Genomic DNA, 18092 nt, shown 5'->3' on the forward strand with positions numbered 1-18092 from the left:
AATATCTGTATCTTATAACATCTTTTTAGGGATGAGAATGCGAAATGCTTTGTGTTGTTGATAGAAGACCATGAGATGGAAATAGACGTATTTTATCATGATTGTATAATACAAAGTAAGATTAATTTGAAGAGACAGACATTTTTTAGAGATCTATATCTATGCGTTGAATTGAGGCTATCTGCTGGAAAAAGTTATCTAACGGGACAATAAAAGACCTTTATTTAACATATTTTTGTTAAATTGCGTGGTAAAAATTTTTCGTTATTGGAGGTTTTTTAAATCTGCCATGATAGATGTTAGAGGGAAAATGTTGCATAAAGAACAGCATTTTAACTTTGCCATTATTTTCTATTATAAGAAATGCAGTGGGATAGGTCAAACCGCTGCGATTTTGCGTGATTTTTTTGAGATAATTTATAGTTTGATAAAAAAATGCTTTTATATGAGAGGGAATATTAGATTGAGATTTCATACTTCACAGAGGGAGTAAACAGCAGCTTTCTAATTTTTTAATCTCTATGGAGTGTTAGGAAATATATTTTAGAATTAATCTTGATACGTAGAATTTTGACGCTGTCTACACGAATTTTTAGTCTTATAAGCGCTATCTTAGTATATCAGATCATATATAATGGATTGTAAGAAAATTTGCAAAAGTATGAGCATAAAAACTACGTAGTAAAGTTTTTTCCTGTGTCAATTTTTGAGTTTGTATTTTCTATTTTTATTGTTTGGATGTTGTTTTGTCTAATCTTATTTCTCGTACTCTGACAGCTATTGTTTTTGGTATTATTGCTTTGAGTTTGACATGGCTTGGAGGAACTATCTTTTTTTTGTTTGCATGGGGCATTGGTGGTTTTATTCTTTATGAATGGATTAGTATCACTAAAGAGAAATGGCATGTTTCACAAAAAATATTGGCAAGTATTTTTTATTTGGTTTTTGGTTCTTTTTTGCTAGCGAGTGCACCTGCTTCGTTGATTTTTTGCGTTTTGGTAGTTTTAGCAGCAATGTTAGCTATTGGGCCAGTGAAAAAGAGTAGTTGGGTTTTTTCAGGTTTTTTATATGCTTCTTTTCCGGTTGTGGCTTTATGTTTTTTACGAAGCTATGAAATGTTAGGATTCCAAGTTGTTATTTTCTTATTTACGATAGTGTGGGGAACTGATATTGCTGGATATTTCAGCGGACGTGCGTTTGGTGGTCCTAAATTAGCGCCACAATTTTCCCCTAATAAAACATGGGCAGGGGCGATTGGTGGTACATTTGTTGGAGTTTCTGGCGGTATATTGGTTGCTTATCAGTTTTTTGACGTCAGTGGAGCAGTTTTTTTTGTGCCATTACTTGCTCTCATTTTATCGATTGTTTCACAATTGAGTGATTTGGGACAATCATGGCTAAAAAGGCACTTTTCTGTTAAAGATTCTAGTTCTTTATTGCCTGGGCATGGAGGATTCATGGATCGTATGGATGGGTTGGTAGGGGCTGCTTTTCTCCTCTATTTAATTGGTTCATTTATGTCTGATATGGATACACCTTTTAATCTTTTTCGCATGGTTTAATCAGGAGAAGATATCTTGGATTTTTTGAATCATATAATCGCTGTAGGCGACTTGCTTTTGAGAAGTTTGAGCGTTCTTTTCGTCATTATGATTATCATTTTTGTGCACGAAGCTGGACATTATCTGATTGGGCGGTGGTGCGGTATTAAGGCATCAGTTTTTTCACTTGGATTTGGACCGAAAATATTCGGTTACACAGATAAGCATGGCACACAGTGGCGTTTAGCGCTCATTCCTTTGGGAGGATATGTAAAGTTTATTGGGGATGAAGAGGAAGCGGGGCTATTATCATCCCAATCATTTCCGATAGCTGACGGTTCATTTGCGAATGCACATGCTTGGAAAAAAGCAGCAACTGTTTTTGCTGGTCCCTTATTCAATGCCCTTTTTACCGTTGTTATTTTAACATTTTTTTTCTTTTTTTATGGTCGTGTAGCTATAGAACCTGTCGTTGGGTCTTTGGTAAAAGACTCCCCTGCTATTCAGTCTGGTTTAGCAGTAGGAGATCGTTTTATTGAAATGGATGGGCGTCGGGTTGAAAGTTTTGAAGATTTGATGAATTATGTGACTTTTCACGGTAGAGATCCTATAGAATTTAAAATGGAGCGCATGGGGCGGGTTTTTACGACGGTAATTACACCAAAAGTGATTGAGAGAGATGATGGATTTGGGAATCGGGTTCAGAGTGGGATGATAGGTGTAGGTGTCCCTGTTGATCCAGATAATCCTACACGTTTAGATTCAACTTATGTAAAACATATTCGCTACGGTTTTGGCAGAGCTGTAAGAGAAGCATCAGAACGCGCTACGTTTATTGTTACCCAAACAATTTTTTTTATAAGTCGTTTAATAGGAGGAAAAGAAGATCATTGTCGACTAAGTGGTCCCTCTAAGACGGTTAAGATTGCTTGGCAAATTAGTGAAACAGGTTTTGTCTCTTTATTGAATTTTACCGCTTTTCTTTCGATAGGTGTTGGACTTATTAATCTTTTTCCGATTCCGCCACTTGATGGTGGGCATTTATTATTTCATGTTATTGAGGTCATTTCTGGGAGGCCAATATCAGTTAAAATTCGGGAAATTATTTTTCGCTTAGGTTTTTTCATTGTTCTTTTGTTTATACTTTTTGCGTTTTTTAATGATTATTTCTGTTGGTTTAGCTAATTAAATTATGGAAAACATTTTACAAATTGGGTAATAATAAAAAAATATAAATCAAAAGTCGTTTACCATATCCACAAAATGTTGTGGCATCGTGCGCTATAATTAGTAATTAAGGGGTTGAGAGTCTCGCTGTGAATAAAAGGGTTGTTATGGCAGTTAGCTTTTTGAGACATCGTGTCCAGGGAATAAAATAAGGTAAAAAAGCCAATGACTACGAATTCAAAGTTTTTAAATGCAGCATCTGTGTTGGTATTAGGTCTGGGGTTAGTTGCTCCAACAACAGCCTTTATGTCAATTGCGATGGTTGGAGAAGTGCAAGCATCTGTAGTCCATTCTATTGAGGTTCGCGGAAATAAATTTGTAAGTGCTCAAGCAATTAGAGACAATATGGACATTAAAGTTGGAAAGAGTTTTTCCAGTGTCCATATCGATTCTGCTGTGAAGCGTTTGTTTGGATTAGGCTTGTTTTATGATGTAAAAATAAACCAAGTAGGCGATAAGCTGGTTGTATTTGTCAAAGAATATGAGGTTGTCAACCAAGTGTTGTTTCAAGGGAATAAATCACTTAAAGATCCTGATCTTAAACGGTTTATTTCTTTAAAACCGAATGAACCTTTTAATTCTGCTAAGCTTTCAGCTGATGTTAATGTGATTCGTGAAGCTTATAAAACTGTTGGTCGTAATAATGTTGCGGTTACAGTTCAAACTATTAACTTAGGAAAAGGGCGTGTAAATGTGGTCTTTAATGTTGTTGAAGGCCGGAAGACAAAGATTAGCAATATCACTTTTAAGGGGAATCATGCTTTTGGAAGCCGCCGTTTGCGTGATGTGATTTCAACAAAGCCTTCTGGGATACTTTCGTTGTTGTTGAGAGGTGATGTTTATAGTGAAGAACGTTTAGCTGCTGATGAAGAAGCGCTCCGTCGTTTTTACTATAATCGTGGTTATGCGGATTTTCGTGTTATTTCCTCTAAAGCAACTTTTGATGAAGCGCATAATGCATATAAAATTGATTTCGTTCTTGATGAGGGCGTGCGCTATAAAATTGGCGATGTTCAAGTTGAGAGCGATGTCGATGGGATTGATGTTCGATCTATGAAAGGGATACTTAAAACTCGTTCAGGTGACGTTTATAGTGCAGAGAATATTGAACAGTCTATTGCAATTATTAACAATAAGGCTGCTGATTCTGGATATGCTTTTGCTAAAGTTGAGCCACGGGGAAATCGTGATTTAGTAAATCATACAATTTCGATTTTGTATAACATTGAACAAGGTCCGAGAGCTTATGTTCAACGTATTGAAATACGTGGCAATGAAAAGACACGTGATTATGTCATTCGTCGTGAGATTGATTTAAATGAAGGAGATGCTTACAATCAGACTTTAGTGCAGCGGGCAAAACGTCGTCTAGAAAGTTTAGGTTTTTTTAAAGCCGTTAATATTTCAATGGTTCCGACGGATCAGTCTGATCAGATTGTCTTGGTTATAGATGTGGTTGAGGCCCCGACAGGAGATCTTTCTTTTTCCGGAGGGTATACAACGGGTGGTACAAGTCCTGGTATGTCACTTGAGGTCTCGGTGACTGAGCGTAACCTTGGAGGACGTGGGCAGTATGTTCGCTTAAGCTTAGGTGCTGGGCAAGAAAAATCCCGTAATTACAATCTGTCATTTGTTGATCCTTATTTCTTAGGTTACCGTTTATCTGCTGGTGTTGATATTTTTCGTAGTACTTATCGTGCCGATAAAGCGTACGATGTACGGCAGACAGGTGGGTCACTTCGATTTGGATTGCCTATTAATGATCAGTTATCCGCTAATTTAGCTTATTCTTATGTGCAGGAAGAGTATGATTTTGGTAAAGAGTATGACTTAACCAAAGAGAATGACATAAGAGAATTATATGGAAAATATTCTGGTGCAATCGTACAAGCAGCACAGCATAGCCCTTGGAAGCGTTCATCAATTAGTTATGGTCTGACCTATAATACGATTGACGATATGAGAAATCCACATGATGGGTGGTATATGCGTGTTCTTCAGGAATATGCAGGACTTGGTGGGAATGCGAAGTTCTTGAAGACAACTGGTAAAGCGATGATGTATAAGACGCTTTCTGATCGGATGGACCTTGTCGGTTTATTTTCTTTTGGTGGTGGTTATATCCACGAAATAGGCCGCGATGGTGTTCGTATCTTTGATATGTTTAAAGTAAATTCTGATATGATCCGCGGATTCAAATACAACGGAATAGGTCCACATCAAATTTCCAACAAAGGCGAAGTTTATTTCTTAGGGGGGACGACGTATATGAATGCGACTGCTGAAGTACAGTTTCCTATACCTGTTGTGCCTGAAGGGTTAGGATTCCGCGGTGCTTTATTTGCAGATGTTGTGACACTTTACGGCAATAATTATAAACCTACTTTTCAGGGTGAAGCACCTGTTACAGGTGTCAAAAGTGCATGGCGTTCATCGGCCGGTGTTAGTTTGATGTGGGATTCTCCATTTGGTCCGCTGCGTTTTGATTATGCTTGGCCAATAAGTAAGCAAGTAGGTGATAGTGTGCAGAAATTGAACTTTGGTATTTCTACGAAGTTCTGATTTGAAGTTTCTTAAAAAGGAAAAGCTTTGAAGAGAATGGGGTAGGCTGGGAGAGAAAGTGTTTTGATGGCGGATACATTTTTTTTTACGCCGTCCCGGCGATTGACAGTTGCTAACGTTGCGGAGTTAACAGGTGCAAAGCTTCTCAATCCAGAGTTTTCTAACACAGTTATAAACACTCTTTCTTCTCTTGAAAACGCTGGAGAAGGTTCCCTTGTGTTTGTAGAGCATCGGAAGTTTTCTGATGCTCTCTTAGGGAGTCCTGCTGTTGCCGTTTTTTGTACGAATGAAATTGTTTTTAAGGTTCCTGAATCTATGGCGATTCTGGTAACATCTACGCCTCAGCGTGATTTTGCTCAGATTGGCCGTATTCTATTTCCTGATTCTGTCAAGCCGATGCCTTGGTTTGGAAAGAGAGAGGTCTCTCCGCATGCGCATATTCATCCAAGTGCTAAGATTGCACATGATGTATGTATTGAAGCGGGAGCTGTTATTGGCAGAAATGTTGAGATTGGTTCAGGCTCTCTTATTTCATCCACTGCGGTTATCGGTGAAAATTGTCGTATTGGGTGTGACTGCTATATTGCTCCTAAGGTAACAGTTCAGTATTCTTTGATAGGTGATCGAGTCCACCTTTTTCCCGGAGCTTGCATTGGGCAAGACGGTTTCGGTTATGTTGGTGGTGCTTCTGGAATTGAAAAAATTCCCCAACTTGGTCGTGTTATCATCGAGGATGGTGTGGAAATTGGTGCAAATACCACAATTGATCGTGGAACATTTGAAGACACCATTATTGGTGAAGGAAGCAAAATTGATAATCTAGTCCAGATTGCCCACAATGTGAAGATTGGTCGTTATTGCCTCATTGCTGCTCAATGCGGAATTGCTGGAAGTACATCCATAGGTGATATGTCTCATCTTGGAGGGAGTGTAGGAGTAGCAGACCATATTATAATAGGTAAATATGTTCAAATTGCGGCTGGTAGTGGCGTTATGAATGATATTCCAGATGGTGAAAAATGGGGTGGGAGTCCAGCGCGACCATTTAAACAGTGGTTTCGTGAAGTAGCGGCATTGCGTAATATTGGCAAAATCAAAAAGGAAAAACGCTAATATGATTAGCATAGAAGAAACTAAAAGTTTAGAGTCTGTAGATATTGAAAAATTACTATCAATATTACCGCATCGTTATCCGTTTTTATTGATTGATCGTATCATTGAAATTGATGGAGAACAAAAAGCCATTGGTATTAAAAATGTAACAATTAATGAGCCGCATTTTATGGGACATTTCCCTACAAAACCAGTTATGCCTGGGGTTTTAATTTTAGAAGCTATGGCGCAAACTGCAGGAGCAGTTTCACTTTTAAGCTTAGAGTATAAGAAAGCGAATTTGGTTTATCTCATGACTGTTGATAATGCGAAATTCCGTAAGCCGGTTGTCCCTGGTGATCAGCTAAGGATACATGTGCAGCTCTTAAAAAAGAGGTCTGGTATGCGGCGTTTTTCATGTGTTGCAAAAGTAGAGGATGTCCGCATCGCTGAAGCGGAAATTGCTGCGATGATTATCGAAGAAGAGTAAACGATATTGATGGGAATTTAAAAATGTCCGGTACAAAAATCCATCCAACTGCTCTTGTGGAGAAGGGAGCGCAGCTTGGTGAGAGTGTACAAGTTGGGCCGTTTTGTCATATTAGTTCAGATGCTGTTATTGGTGATGGATGCAGTTTGATGAGTCATGTTGTGATAATGGGGAAGACAACGTTAGGAGCCAATAGTAAAGTATTTTCACATGCAGTTTTGGGGGGAGATCCACAAAATAATAAACATAAGGGAGGAGATACAACTCTTTCGATTGGTAAAAATTGCACGATTCGTGAAGGCGTAACAATGCATAGAGGCTCAGATTCGAGTGTAGGGATGACGATTGTTGGTGATAATTGCCAATTTTTTTGTTATGCGCATATCGCTCATGATTGCCATGTAGGGAATCATGTAACATTCGCAAATAACGTGATGATAGCTGGCCATGTTACGGTTGGTGATTATGTTATTATTGGTGGTGGTGCTGCTGTGCATCAATTTGTTCGTGTTGGGCATCATGCATTTATTGGCGGTGTCTCGGCATTGGTTGGTGATCTCATTCCCTATGGAACAGCTGTTGGGGTACAGGCAAAACTTGCTGGATTAAATATTATTGGTATGAAGCGGGCGGGACTTGAGCGTAAAGATATTCATGCGTTACGCCGTGCAGTTGCTATGCTTTTTGATCGCAGTAAACCATTTAAAGAGCGTGTAAGTGATGTTTCTTCTTTCTATTCCACTTCGCAATCTGTTCTTGACATAGTTAATTTTATTAAGGAAGAAGGAAAGCGTTTTTATTGTACACCAAAATTTGAAGGTGATAGACTAAAAGAAAATAAGGATTAAAAATGTCTGTCTCTGGTGCCAGAATTTTTCTTTCCGGCCGCACTGCTATTATAGCAGGCAATGGTGTTCTACCGATTAGCGTTGCTCAGGCTCTTGAGAAGGATGGGCAGAACCCTTTTCTCGTACTGTTGCGTGAGGAGGCAGATGCTGTACTTTATCGTTATGAGCATTGTGAGTTATCAATTGTAGAATTAGCACGCCTCATTAAAATCTTAAAAGCAGCTTCTATTTGTAATATCGTTTTAGCGGGTGGTGTAAGAAAGCGACCGCTTTTTACGCAATTGCGTCCTGATTTAACAACCTTTTTAGCTTTACCTAAATTACTGTGGGCTTTAAAAAAAGGGGATGATGCGTTATTGAAAGCTTTTATACGGATTATTGAAGCGTATGGTTTTCGTGTTGTTGGTGCTCACGAGATAGTAACAGATCTTTTAGCTCCAATGAAATTTGATTTAACAGTGCGGCGTGCTACGCGAAAAGAAAAAAAAGATATTTTCTTAGCAGCAAAGGTAGCAAAGCTTTTAGGCCAATTAGATATTGGGCAAGCAGTTGTGGCTATCAATGGGAGAGTTGTTGCGGTTGAGGGAGCAGAGGGAACTGATAATATGCTGTGGCGGGTTTGTGAAATGAGAGAAAGAAAACAAATTCCTCCTCAAGGTGGTGTCCTTGTAAAATGTGCAAAACCACAACAAGATCATCGTGTTGATTTGCCATCAATTGGACCTACGACGATGATGAATTCTGCAAAGAGTGGATTATCTGGTGTTGCTGTGGAAGCGAATAGAAGTTTGATCTTGTCTGTAAAAGAAACAGTAAAAGAAGCTAATAAACATTCACTTTTTATAGAAACATTTGAAGATTTTAATCATGAATGATTGTTTCTTAAAAATTGCTATTGTTGCAGGGGAGGAATCTGGTGATTTGCTTGGAGCAGATTTGATTTCTTGTTTATCACAACAGACAGGGTGCAACATTCATTTGATTGGTGTTGGTGGAAGCCATTTAAAGGCGTTAGGTTTAAAAAGCATTTTTGATACTAATGATATCGCTTTAATAGGTTTAGGTGCAGTGTTAAAAAAATTGCCTTCATTGCTGATGCATATTCGTAATTTGTCTAAATTCATCGCACAAGAACAACCCGATTGTCTCATTATTATTGATAGTCCTGATTTTACCCATCGTGTTGCAAAAAAGGTACGTGTTTTAGCGCCCTCTATTCCTATCATTAAATATGTTGCACCAACCGTTTGGGCATGGCGTCCAGGGCGCGCTAAAGCTATGCGCAAATTTGTTGACCATGTTTTAGCGGTTTTTCCTTTTGAAGAAAAAATTATGCAAGATTTGGGTGGTCCTCCCACTACCTATGTGGGACATCGTCTTTTAACATATCCTCCACTTTTGGCTGTTCAATCAGAAAAAAAGCGCCAATCAGAAAAAAAACACTTGTGTGATAAACAAACATCATTGCCTACATTAGTTATCTTACCAGGATCACGCAATTTAGAAATCCGCTATTTGATGCCTATTTTTAGAGAAGCAATAGAAATTCTTGTACAACGTATTCCTCATTTACGTATTATTTTACCAACCTTACCACGTTTAGCGGATAAAATTCGTGATTTTGTTCAAGGCTGGAAAAGCAAAGTGGAGATTGTTGTTGGTGAAGATGCAAAATGGTGTGCTTTTGCTGATGCGGATGTGGCACTTGCAGCATCTGGAACGGTTTCACTCGAATTAGCATTAGCTAAAATTCCAATGGTCCTTTGCTATAAACTTGATCGTTTTTCTAAATTCTTTATTTTCCCTAAAATAATGTTATGGAGTGCGGCTCTTCCCAATATTATTTCTGATAAGCCTATTGTACCAGAATATTTTGATGAATTTCTACGCCCAGGCATGTTAGCAAGGCAGATAGAACAACTTTTGTATAATCCTTTAATACGACAGGCACAGCTCGACGCTTTTGAGATGATGGAACAAAGAATGAAAATTGAAATACCATCGGGAGTTTTGGGTGCGCAAACAATTATGACTCTTCTAAAGAGCAGTGCTAAAATTGTATCCACAAAACAATCTTGATGGTTAATGTTTAATTTTAGCAAGAAAATCACAAGCACGTTGACTTTTAGGATTGGTAAAAAAATCATCAGATGCTGTATCTTCAATAATCTTTCCGTTTTCTAGAAAGAGTATTCTTTCTGAGACTTCACGTGCGAAACCCATTTCATGGGTAACACAGAGCATTGTTATACCTGTATTTGCTAATTGAACCATAACTTCTAAAACCTCTCCAACACTTTCTGGATCAAGAGCTGACGTAGGTTCATCAAACAGCATCACTTCTGGCTCCATACAAAGTGCACGGGCGATCGCAACACGCTGTTGTTGCCCGCCAGAGAGTTGTAAAGGGTATTTGTTACAGTATTGTTCAATTCCAACATCACTAAGATAACGAATTGCCCGTTCTTTTGCTTGTTGTTTGGAAAGTCCTTGGACTGTTATAGGTGCTAAAATGCAATTTTGCATAACAGTCATATGAGGAAATAAATTAAAATGCTGAAAAACCATTCCTATTTTACGAAGAACGCTTTTCTGCTGATATAGAGGAGCAGTATGAATATCAACATTATGAATGTGGATTGAACCTTTTTGTGCTTTTTCTAATTGATTAATACAACGAATCAAAGTCGATTTACCTGAACCGGAAGGGCCACAGATAACGATTCGTTCACCAGTTTTAACCTCGAAGCTAATATCGTAGAGTACTTGAAAATCTCCATACCATTTATTTAAATTCCGGATAGAAATCACGGAATTTTTAGAGGTATCAGCAGATTTATTATTTTCCAAATTCATTTTGTTGTATTCTTTCATTAATAAATAACTTGATTAATTTAACATTTTGATTTGGTAGAGGTTTTTGTGCTCTTTATTTATCGTAAATATCGGGTTAGGCGGCGTTCAATAAAAACGATAAAACGATGAATAGATTCAACTATAAGAAGATAGATAAGAGCAGCCCAAATGTACACTTGGAAATCGAATGTACGCGAGTAAGTTAGTTTTGCAATTCCCATTAAATCATAAACAGTTATGAGTGAGGCAATGGCACTGGATTTAATCATTAAAATAACTTCATTTCCTAAAGGGCGTAATGCTACGACCATGGCTTGCGGAAGAATAACTCTAAAAAATGTTACAGAACTGCTCAATCCTAATGCTTTTGATGCTTCACGTTGTCCAGTTGTTATAGATAGAAAACTTCCTTTAAAGATTTCAGATTGATAGGCAGCAGAATTGAGTGCAAAAATGAAAAGACAACAATACCACGCATTTTGAAAGAACCACCACAAACCAACTTGTTGCCAGAAGTCGTTCATTGAACCAAGGCCATAATAAAAAAGGAAAAGTTGTGCTAATAAAGGAGATCCGCGGAAAAAATAGACATAAATCTCTGCAAGATATTGTAAAAACTTATTATTTGATAAACGTGCAAACGTAATAAGCATACCAAGAAAAAAACCAATAGAACAAGCAATAGAAACAAGCTCAACAGTAATAACAAAGCCCTCAATAAATTTGGGCCCATAACGGTTCAAAAGAGCAGGATTAAAAAGGAAATGAAGCCACTCAGGAATCATCAGCTCGATACCTTTCTATATCCTGCTTGCGTGTATATTTCCAGAGTGTGCAGGATTGCAGAAAAAAACGCTGAAAATAACAAATAGAGTAAGCATGCCACAAGATAAAACAACATCGGTTTATCGGTGGCTGCAACTGCTAAATTTGTTTGTCGCATGAGATCAACAAGCGAAATGGTTGACACGAGAGATGTATCTTTTAGTAAAGTAAGCCAATTATTAGAAAGTCCTGGCAAGGCATTTCGGATGAGCTGAGGAAAGACAATACGAAAAAACGTGGTTGAGTTTGAAAGTCCTAGAGCTTTAGCTGCCTCATATTGTCCTTTATCAAAGATGTTGAATGCTCCAAGCCAAACTTCACAAGAAAAGGCTGCAAGAACCATACTGAGTGCAAGAACCCCGGCGACAAAAGCGTTGATGCTGAACATTATTTCAATATTGAAATAATCAAGAACAATTTGAATAATATTTTGCAAGCCATAGTAAACTAAAAATAAGGTTAAAAGCTCTGGCAAGCTGCGGAATACCGATGAAAAGAGGGTTGCGACAACTTTAGCGATTTTAATATTGGAACGAATCATTACTGCACTTAGAAGACCTAGAGGAAGTCCTAAGAGTCCACAGCATAAAGCCAATGACAATGTCATACCCGCACTGGAAAGTATAACCACACCCCACCCACCATTGCTAAATGATAGCAATGCTAAATTTTCAATCATTCCTACGCTCCTCACAAAGAGTTAAATAGTGTTTTTTAGAAATAAACAGTTTGTTTAATTTTAGTTCAGAGTGATATTTAATAAATATCGGATGTAAAATATTTTTTCATAATTTTTTCATAAGTTCCATCCAAATGGATTTCTTTTATTGCTTCATTGAATTTATTTTTAAGATCATTATTATTTTGACGTAGTGCAATTGCAATAGGAGAATTTGTTTTTTCCAGAGTTCCTAGAAGTTGGCAGCAATCTTTTCCTTCATTTTTGAGCCAGTTTAATGCTTGCAGTTTATCAACGATAACGACATCAAGCCGACGGCTTAAAAGATCACGATTCACTTCTATTGTTGTAGGATAGAGTTTGATATTCACTTCTTCAGAGGCATAATGATCTTCTGCATACGCAGCTTGTGTTGTATTTGATTGCACACCAAGGTTTTTACCTTTAAAGGCTTCAGCTGAGATCTCTGTAATTTTTGAATCTTTGGTAACAATTACAGCCAACGCTGTGTTATAATAGGGATCGGTGAAGTCGATTTTTTGTAAGCGCTCTTTTGTAAGAGCAAGGGAAGCGATGATAGCATCGTATTTTTTTGCAAGAAGGCCGGGAATCATTCCCTCAAAGTCTTGAGTATTAATAATGCATTCGACTTTCATTTTTTCACAAAGTGCATGAGATATATCAATATCAAAACCTTGAAGTTTGTTATTTGAATCAATGTAACTAAATGGAGGATAGGAACCTTCACTCGCAATTTTCAGCGTTTGAGCATTGACAGATTGGCTGAACAGTGTCGCGCTTATTATAAGAGCTGCTGCTAATAATTTCATTCTGTTCTCCTGTTGGATAAGCGGGATAATAAGAGATTTTCATAAATTTTTATAATCTGTAAGCTCTTTGGGGAGCAATGCAAAAATTTATGAATGTTTATTTTGATACCATAACGATGAACATCTTTTTATTAATATAATTATGATAAACGTAGAGAAGGAATAGCTTTCTCATTGATCATATTACAGATTGCTTTTCATGAGATAATTTATCTTTGCCATTTCATTCACAAGAGATAAGGGTTTAGCTTTGAAAAAAGAATATTCAATTGAAGAATGAAGAAGCCTTTAGATATCAGGAAGATAAAAATAAATTATTGTTATCATCATTGATATTATAAAAAGCTTAGATATCGAAGAACATACAAGAATTAATCTTTTTAAAATTGAATGTTTTTAGGAATAAACAGTTTGTTTAGTTTTAGTCCAATTGATAATTAATAAATATCGGATGTAAAATATTTTTTCATAATTTTTTCATAAGTTCCATCCAAACGGATTTCTTTTATTGCTTCATTGAATTTATTTTTAAGTTCATTATTATTTTGACGCAGTGCAATTGCAATAGGAAAATTTGTTTCTTCCAGAGTTCCTAGAAGTTGGCAGCAATCTTTTCCTTCATTTTGGAGCCAGTTTAATGCTTGCAGTTTATCAGCGATAACGACATCAAGCCGACGGCTTAAAAGATCACGATTCACTTCTATTATTGTAGGATAGAGTTTAATATTCACCTCTTCAGAGGCATAATGATCTTCAGCATACGCGGCTTGTGTTGTATTTGATTGCACACCGAGATTTTTACCTTTAAAGGCTTCAGCTGAGATTTCTGTAATTTCTGAATCTTTGGTAACAATTACAGCTAACGCTGTGTTATAGTAGGGATCCGTGAAGTCAATTTTTTGTAAGCGCTCTTGTGTAGGAGCAAGGGAAGAGATGATAGCATCGTATTTTTTTGCAAGAAGACCGGGAATCATCCCTTCAAAGTTTTGAGTGATAAGAGTACATTCGACATTCATTTTTTTACAAAGTGCATAAGAGATATCAATATCAAAACCTTGCAATTCATTATTTGAATCAATGTAACTAAATGGAGGGTAGGAGGCATCACTCGCAATTTTCAGCGTTTGAGCATTGGTAGATTGGATGAACAGTGTTGCGCTTATTATAAGAACTATTTTTAATAATTTCATTCTGTTCTCCTATTGGATAAGCAGGAAAATATGAGATCGTCGTAATTTTTTATAATCTGTAAGCGCTTTTGGAGCAATTCAAAAATTTATGAGTGTTCCATTTTACACTCATCATAATGAGTATTATTATCAAAAAAATTTATTTATTTTTAAAATGCGGAATTTAGCTTTGAAGAAAAATTATTCAATTTAAGCATAAAGAAATTTTAGACATTAGGAAAAAAGTAAAATGTGATTGTCATCACTGGTATTATAAAACGCTTAAATACCTCGAGAGATACATGGGAATTTATTTTTTGAGAAGAATGAATGTTTTTCTTGTGAAAAAGCGCATTATTAAAAGATAAGTTTAAGAAGAATTTTTGAGGGGATGCTAGTTACACAATGGTACTTCTTGTGGCACTTCTTTTGTAAAATATCATTTTGCGTAAGAAGGTTGTAAGAGCGTATCTCATTTTTTTACCAATTTTCTGAAAAGCAGTAAGCAGTGTTTGGCGTATAGTTATAAAGAGTATTTTGGTAATTCTTTTACAGTACTGTTTTTAAAGGCAGAAAGCAAAATTTCTCATGTTTTGGAGTTTAACACGCGATAATGCTGCTAAATTTTTCATAGGATGATGGAGAATACGCCTAATTAAGCAGAACGAGAAGCATAAGTTGAAATTTTTTATCTCTTTTTTATCAATATTTTTCTGACCTAAAAAAGCATTGTGAATTTTATTGATTTATTGAACAACAGTCATCAGAAAATTTTCTGCACCATTCCTATGATGGTACTATATCTGCAAAAAGAATTTCAAAATCAAGGTTTGTAAAGACACTTTCAGATTGTAGCATTTGATTATCTACAATAAAGCTCCAGTAAATCGGAGCTTTATTGATTTAGTTATTTTGTTAATTCATACGTTTATCTATAGGGACATATTCACGCATGGCATAACCTGTATAGAGTTGACGAGGACGACCAATCTTTTGTGCAGGATCCTCAATCATTTCTTTCCACTGTGCAACCCAACCGACACTACGCGCTAATGCAAAAAGAACAGTAAACATTTCGGTTGGAAAGCCTAAGGCTTTTAATGTAATACCAGAATAGAAATCAACATTCGGATAAAGTTTTTTCTCAACAAAATACTCATCATTTAAGGCGATTTTCTCAAGTTCTATAGCGATGTCAAGAAGCGGATCATCTTGAATTTTCAGTTCTTTTAAAACCTCATGGCAGGTTTTTTGCATAATTTTTGCACGTGGATCATAATTTTTATAGACTCGGTGACCAAATCCCATCAGGCGGAAAGGATCGTTTTTATCTTTTGCACGTGCAATGAATTCAGGAATTCTCTTAACGGAGCCTATTTCTTGTAGCATCTTTAGGCAGGCTTCATTGGCTCCACCATGCGCTGGTCCCCAAAGGCAAGCAACACCTGCAGCAATACATGCAAACGGATTAGCACCTGATGATCCTGCAAGGCGTACAGTGGATGTAGAAGCGTTTTGTTCATGATCTGCATGAAGGATAAAGATTCGATCCATTGCTCGAGTGAGCACAGGATTGTTTTTGTATTCTTCACAAGGAACAGAAAAGCACATACGGAGGAAATTTGCAGCGTAACTAAGATCATTACGCGGATAAACAAAAGCTTGTCCGATACTGTATTTATAGGCCATAGCAGCAAGAGTTGGAACCTTTGAGATGAGGCGAACAGAAGCAATCATTCTCTGTTGAGGATCTGTAATATCAATAGAGTCGTGATAGAATGCAGACATAGCTCCAAGGCATGCAACCATGACAGCCATAGGATGCGAGTCGCGACGAAATCCGTGAAAGAATCGTGCAAATTGCTCGTGCACCATTGTGTGCTGCATAATACAACGGTCAAAGTCATTTTTTTCTTGTTTTGTTGGAAGTTCACCATAAAGTAAAAGGTAGCAGCTTTCGAGAAAGTCTCCTTTTTCAGCTAGTTGGTCGATAGGATAACCGCGATAAAGCAATATTCCATTATTCCCATCAATATAAGTGATTTTTGATTCACAAGAAGCAGTTGAGGTAAAGCCAGGATCATAAGTAAAGGTTTCGGTTTGTTTGTAGAGAGAAGCAATCTCAATGACATCAGGACCAAGGGTACCTTTACGCATTGGAAATTCTATTTTTTTATCATTTATTATAATGTGTGCTGTATTCTCAGACATTGGATATTCCTTTCAGATCTCTCGCTCCTAAAAATCAAGATTTCGCTATCGCCAGAGTTGGAGATATATAATTGAAACTTCTCCTACCTTTATTGAAAGGTAGATTTACCCTAAAAGTTAGCTCACGCAATCTAAAAAATATTTTTATTTGCAATTTTAGCAAATGTATATTCCAACGATTTAGGAAAAGAGAGAATTTTCAGTATTTCATGGAGGCATTTGTACGTAAATGCTCATTGGGCTGGTAAGTTATGTACATGCCGTTGTAACAAGTTGGTCATTGATACGGTTGAGAGATTCGTCGCGTCCTAATAAAACCAGAACATCGAAAACTCCTGGTGATGTTGCGCGTCCTGTGAGAGCTGCTCGAAGTGGTTGGGCAACAGCTCCTAATTTGAGATCCTGTGTTTGTGCATAAGATCGAAGAGCTTTGTCTAGCGTTTCTGTATCCCAAGAGGGGCATGCTTTCAGAGCAATATAGATACCTTCTAAGAGGGCTTGACCATTTGAAGTTAAGAGTGCTTGTGCTCTTTCATCAAGAAATAACGGCCGTTGCGCAAAAATGAAGGAAGCATTGTCAATGAGTTCGCACAGTGTTTTAGAACGTTCTTTTAAATATGGTATAGCTTTAAAAAATTGATCACGGCGTTGTTGATCAAGTCTTTTCATTATTTCCAATCCACCTTCAATTTCTGGCAAAATGTTAAGAGCAGCATCAAAAAGGTCTTGATCTGAGCTCATACGTATATAGTGTCCATTGATGGCATCGAGCTTTTTGAAATCAAAACGAGCCGCTCCTTTATTGATATCATCAATATCAAACCAAGAAATCATATCTTCGATTGAAATCAATTCGTCATCACCATGACTCCAACCTAGACGAACGAGGTAATTGCGCAAAGCAGCAGGAAGGTAGCCCATTGTTCGATAGGCATCAACACCTAATGCGCCATGACGTTTTGAGAGTTTTGCACCGTTTTCACCATGAATAAGTGGAATATGCGCCATAACAGGGATATCCCACCCCATTGCATTGAAGATAATTGTTTGGCGAGCTGCATTTGTAAGATGATCATCACCGCGTATGATATGTGTTACACCCATATCATGATCATCAACGACAACAGCATGCATGTAGGTAGGCGAGCCGTCAGAGCGCAAAATAATAAAATCATCCAGATCTTTATTAGGGAAGCGAACGTCACCTTGGACTCGGTCATGCACAATTGTTTCTCCATCTTGTGGAGCTTTGATACGAATAACAGGTGTGATACCTTTAGGAGCTTCAGAAATATCACGGTTGCGCCAACGTCCATCATAACGTGGTGGACGACCTTCTGCACGAGCATTTTCGCGCATTTCAGCCAATTCTTCAGGTGAGGCATAGCAATAGTAAGCTTTGCCGTTTTTTACCAATTGTTCAGCAACTTGGCGATGCCGTTCTGCGCGTTCGAATTGCGAAATAGGGACGTCGTCGTAGCTAAGCCCCATCCAGTGCAAGCCGTCTATAATAGCTTTTACAGCTACCTCTGTTGAGCGTTCTCGATCTGTATCTTCAATACGGAGAAGCATTTTTCCACCGGTATGTTTTGCATAAAGCCAATTAAAGAGAGCAGTACGAGCACCTCCGATATGAAGGAAGCCTGTTGGTGAGGGAGCAAAGCGGGTAATAACAGACACGGATATCTTCCTTTAAAATTAAGATGTTATTTATAGAACTTTATGGAAAGATTATGTTAGCATAGGTGATAGGGTGTGCAAT

Annotated in this window: 15 protein-coding genes; 8 read left to right on the forward strand and 7 right to left on the reverse strand. The window is 37.4% G+C overall.

The genetic code is table 11. From position 1 onward, the window contains the following. Positions 1 to 746 precede the first annotated feature (746 nt). From ACKC4Y_RS02560 to lpxB, 8 genes are all read left to right on the forward strand, one after another. Positions 747 to 1562, forward strand: a complete 816-nt coding sequence (locus ACKC4Y_RS02560; protein WP_409361838.1) for a phosphatidate cytidylyltransferase — start codon at positions 747 to 749, stop codon at positions 1560 to 1562. A 15-nt stretch (positions 1563 to 1577) separates the two neighbouring features. Next, complete coding sequence (locus ACKC4Y_RS02565) at positions 1578 to 2726, forward strand: M50 family metallopeptidase (protein ID WP_409361839.1); 1149 nt, start codon at positions 1578 to 1580, stop codon at positions 2724 to 2726. A gap of 207 nt (positions 2727 to 2933) precedes the next feature. Then, a complete protein-coding gene (gene bamA, locus ACKC4Y_RS02570; protein WP_409361840.1) occupies positions 2934 to 5330 on the forward strand; it encodes an outer membrane protein assembly factor BamA in 2397 nt (798 codons plus the stop codon). A gap of 66 nt (positions 5331 to 5396) precedes the next feature. After that, on the forward strand, positions 5397 to 6443 hold the full coding sequence (gene lpxD, locus ACKC4Y_RS02575) for a UDP-3-O-(3-hydroxymyristoyl)glucosamine N-acyltransferase (RefSeq protein WP_409361841.1): 1047 nt from the start codon (positions 5397 to 5399) through the stop codon (positions 6441 to 6443). Between the two features lies 1 nt (position 6444). Then, positions 6445 to 6912, forward strand: coding sequence for a 3-hydroxyacyl-ACP dehydratase FabZ (gene fabZ, locus ACKC4Y_RS02580; protein WP_409361842.1), 468 nt, complete (start codon positions 6445 to 6447; stop codon positions 6910 to 6912). Positions 6913 to 6935: 23 nt separating this feature from the next. Then, on the forward strand, positions 6936 to 7760 hold the full coding sequence (gene lpxA, locus ACKC4Y_RS02585) for an acyl-ACP--UDP-N-acetylglucosamine O-acyltransferase (RefSeq protein WP_409361843.1): 825 nt from the start codon (positions 6936 to 6938) through the stop codon (positions 7758 to 7760). A gap of 2 nt (positions 7761 to 7762) precedes the next feature. Then, positions 7763 to 8635 (forward strand): LpxI family protein, encoded by an 873-nt coding sequence (locus tag ACKC4Y_RS02590; protein WP_409361844.1) that lies wholly within the window; start codon positions 7763 to 7765, stop codon positions 8633 to 8635. Continuing rightward, positions 8628 to 9839 carry a lipid-A-disaccharide synthase gene (gene lpxB / locus ACKC4Y_RS02595; protein ID WP_409361845.1) on the forward strand — a complete coding sequence of 404 codons (1212 nt, stop codon included), beginning with the start codon at positions 8628 to 8630 and terminating at the stop codon, positions 9837 to 9839. The genes ACKC4Y_RS02590 and lpxB overlap by 8 nt, the downstream gene beginning before the upstream one ends. A gap of 3 nt (positions 9840 to 9842) precedes the next feature. On the opposite strand, the gene ACKC4Y_RS02600 is transcribed toward lpxB, so the two are convergent. From ACKC4Y_RS02600 to gltX, 7 genes are all read right to left on the reverse strand, one after another. Then, positions 9843 to 10616 carry an amino acid ABC transporter ATP-binding protein gene (locus tag ACKC4Y_RS02600; protein ID WP_409361846.1) on the reverse strand — a complete coding sequence of 258 codons (774 nt, stop codon included), beginning with the start codon at positions 10614 to 10616 and terminating at the stop codon, positions 9843 to 9845. A gap of 77 nt (positions 10617 to 10693) precedes the next feature. Next, positions 10694 to 11401, reverse strand: a complete 708-nt coding sequence (locus ACKC4Y_RS02605) for an ABC transporter permease (protein WP_409361847.1) — start codon at positions 11399 to 11401, stop codon at positions 10694 to 10696. Beyond that, entirely contained in the window at positions 11401 to 12120 is a 720-nt protein-coding gene (locus tag ACKC4Y_RS02610) for an ABC transporter permease (RefSeq protein ID WP_409361848.1), read from the reverse strand. The genes ACKC4Y_RS02605 and ACKC4Y_RS02610 overlap by 1 nt, the downstream gene beginning before the upstream one ends. A 77-nt stretch (positions 12121 to 12197) precedes the next feature. Further along, on the reverse strand, positions 12198 to 12950 hold the full coding sequence (locus ACKC4Y_RS02615; RefSeq protein ID WP_409361849.1) for a transporter substrate-binding domain-containing protein: 753 nt from the start codon (positions 12948 to 12950) through the stop codon (positions 12198 to 12200). 437 nt (positions 12951 to 13387) lie between these two features. Then, complete coding sequence (locus tag ACKC4Y_RS02620) at positions 13388 to 14140, reverse strand: transporter substrate-binding domain-containing protein (protein WP_409361850.1); 753 nt, start codon at positions 14138 to 14140, stop codon at positions 13388 to 13390. A gap of 894 nt (positions 14141 to 15034) precedes the next feature. Continuing rightward, positions 15035 to 16330 (reverse strand): citrate synthase, encoded by a 1296-nt coding sequence (gene gltA, locus ACKC4Y_RS02625; RefSeq protein ID WP_409361851.1) that lies wholly within the window; start codon positions 16328 to 16330, stop codon positions 15035 to 15037. 249 nt (positions 16331 to 16579) lie between these two features. Further along, the gene (gene gltX, locus ACKC4Y_RS02630) at positions 16580 to 18010 is read right to left on the reverse strand and encodes a glutamate--tRNA ligase (protein WP_409361852.1); all 1431 of its coding nucleotides are present in this window, start codon (positions 18008 to 18010) and stop codon (positions 16580 to 16582) included. Positions 18011 to 18092 lie beyond the last annotated feature (82 nt).

It is taken from the genome of Bartonella heixiaziensis (assembly GCF_046245125.2).
GTDB lineage: Bacteria > Pseudomonadota > Alphaproteobacteria > Rhizobiales > Rhizobiaceae > Bartonella > Bartonella heixiaziensis.

Coding starts and splice junctions, on each gene's coding strand:
- fabZ (WP_409361842.1), top strand. CDS start 6,445: ATGATTAGCATAGAAGAAACTAAAAGTTTAGAGTCTGTAGATATTGAA.
- lpxD (WP_409361841.1), top strand. CDS start 5,397: ATGGCGGATACATTTTTTTTTACGCCGTCCCGGCGATTGACAGTTGCT.
- bamA (WP_409361840.1), top strand. CDS start 2,934: ATGACTACGAATTCAAAGTTTTTAAATGCAGCATCTGTGTTGGTATTA.
- gltA (WP_409361851.1), bottom strand. CDS start 16,330: ATGTCTGAGAATACAGCACACATTATAATAAATGATAAAAAAATAGAA.
- ACKC4Y_RS02590 (WP_409361844.1), top strand. CDS start 7,763: ATGTCTGTCTCTGGTGCCAGAATTTTTCTTTCCGGCCGCACTGCTATT.
- ACKC4Y_RS02620 (WP_409361850.1), bottom strand. CDS start 14,140: ATGAAATTATTAAAAATAGTTCTTATAATAAGCGCAACACTGTTCATC.
- ACKC4Y_RS02610 (WP_409361848.1), bottom strand. CDS start 12,120: ATGATTGAAAATTTAGCATTGCTATCATTTAGCAATGGTGGGTGGGGT.
- ACKC4Y_RS02615 (WP_409361849.1), bottom strand. CDS start 12,950: ATGAAATTATTAGCAGCAGCTCTTATAATAAGCGCGACACTGTTCAGC.
- lpxB (WP_409361845.1), top strand. CDS start 8,628: ATGAATGATTGTTTCTTAAAAATTGCTATTGTTGCAGGGGAGGAATCT.
- ACKC4Y_RS02605 (WP_409361847.1), bottom strand. CDS start 11,401: ATGATTCCTGAGTGGCTTCATTTCCTTTTTAATCCTGCTCTTTTGAAC.
- lpxA (WP_409361843.1), top strand. CDS start 6,936: ATGTCCGGTACAAAAATCCATCCAACTGCTCTTGTGGAGAAGGGAGCG.
- ACKC4Y_RS02600 (WP_409361846.1), bottom strand. CDS start 10,616: ATGAATTTGGAAAATAATAAATCTGCTGATACCTCTAAAAATTCCGTG.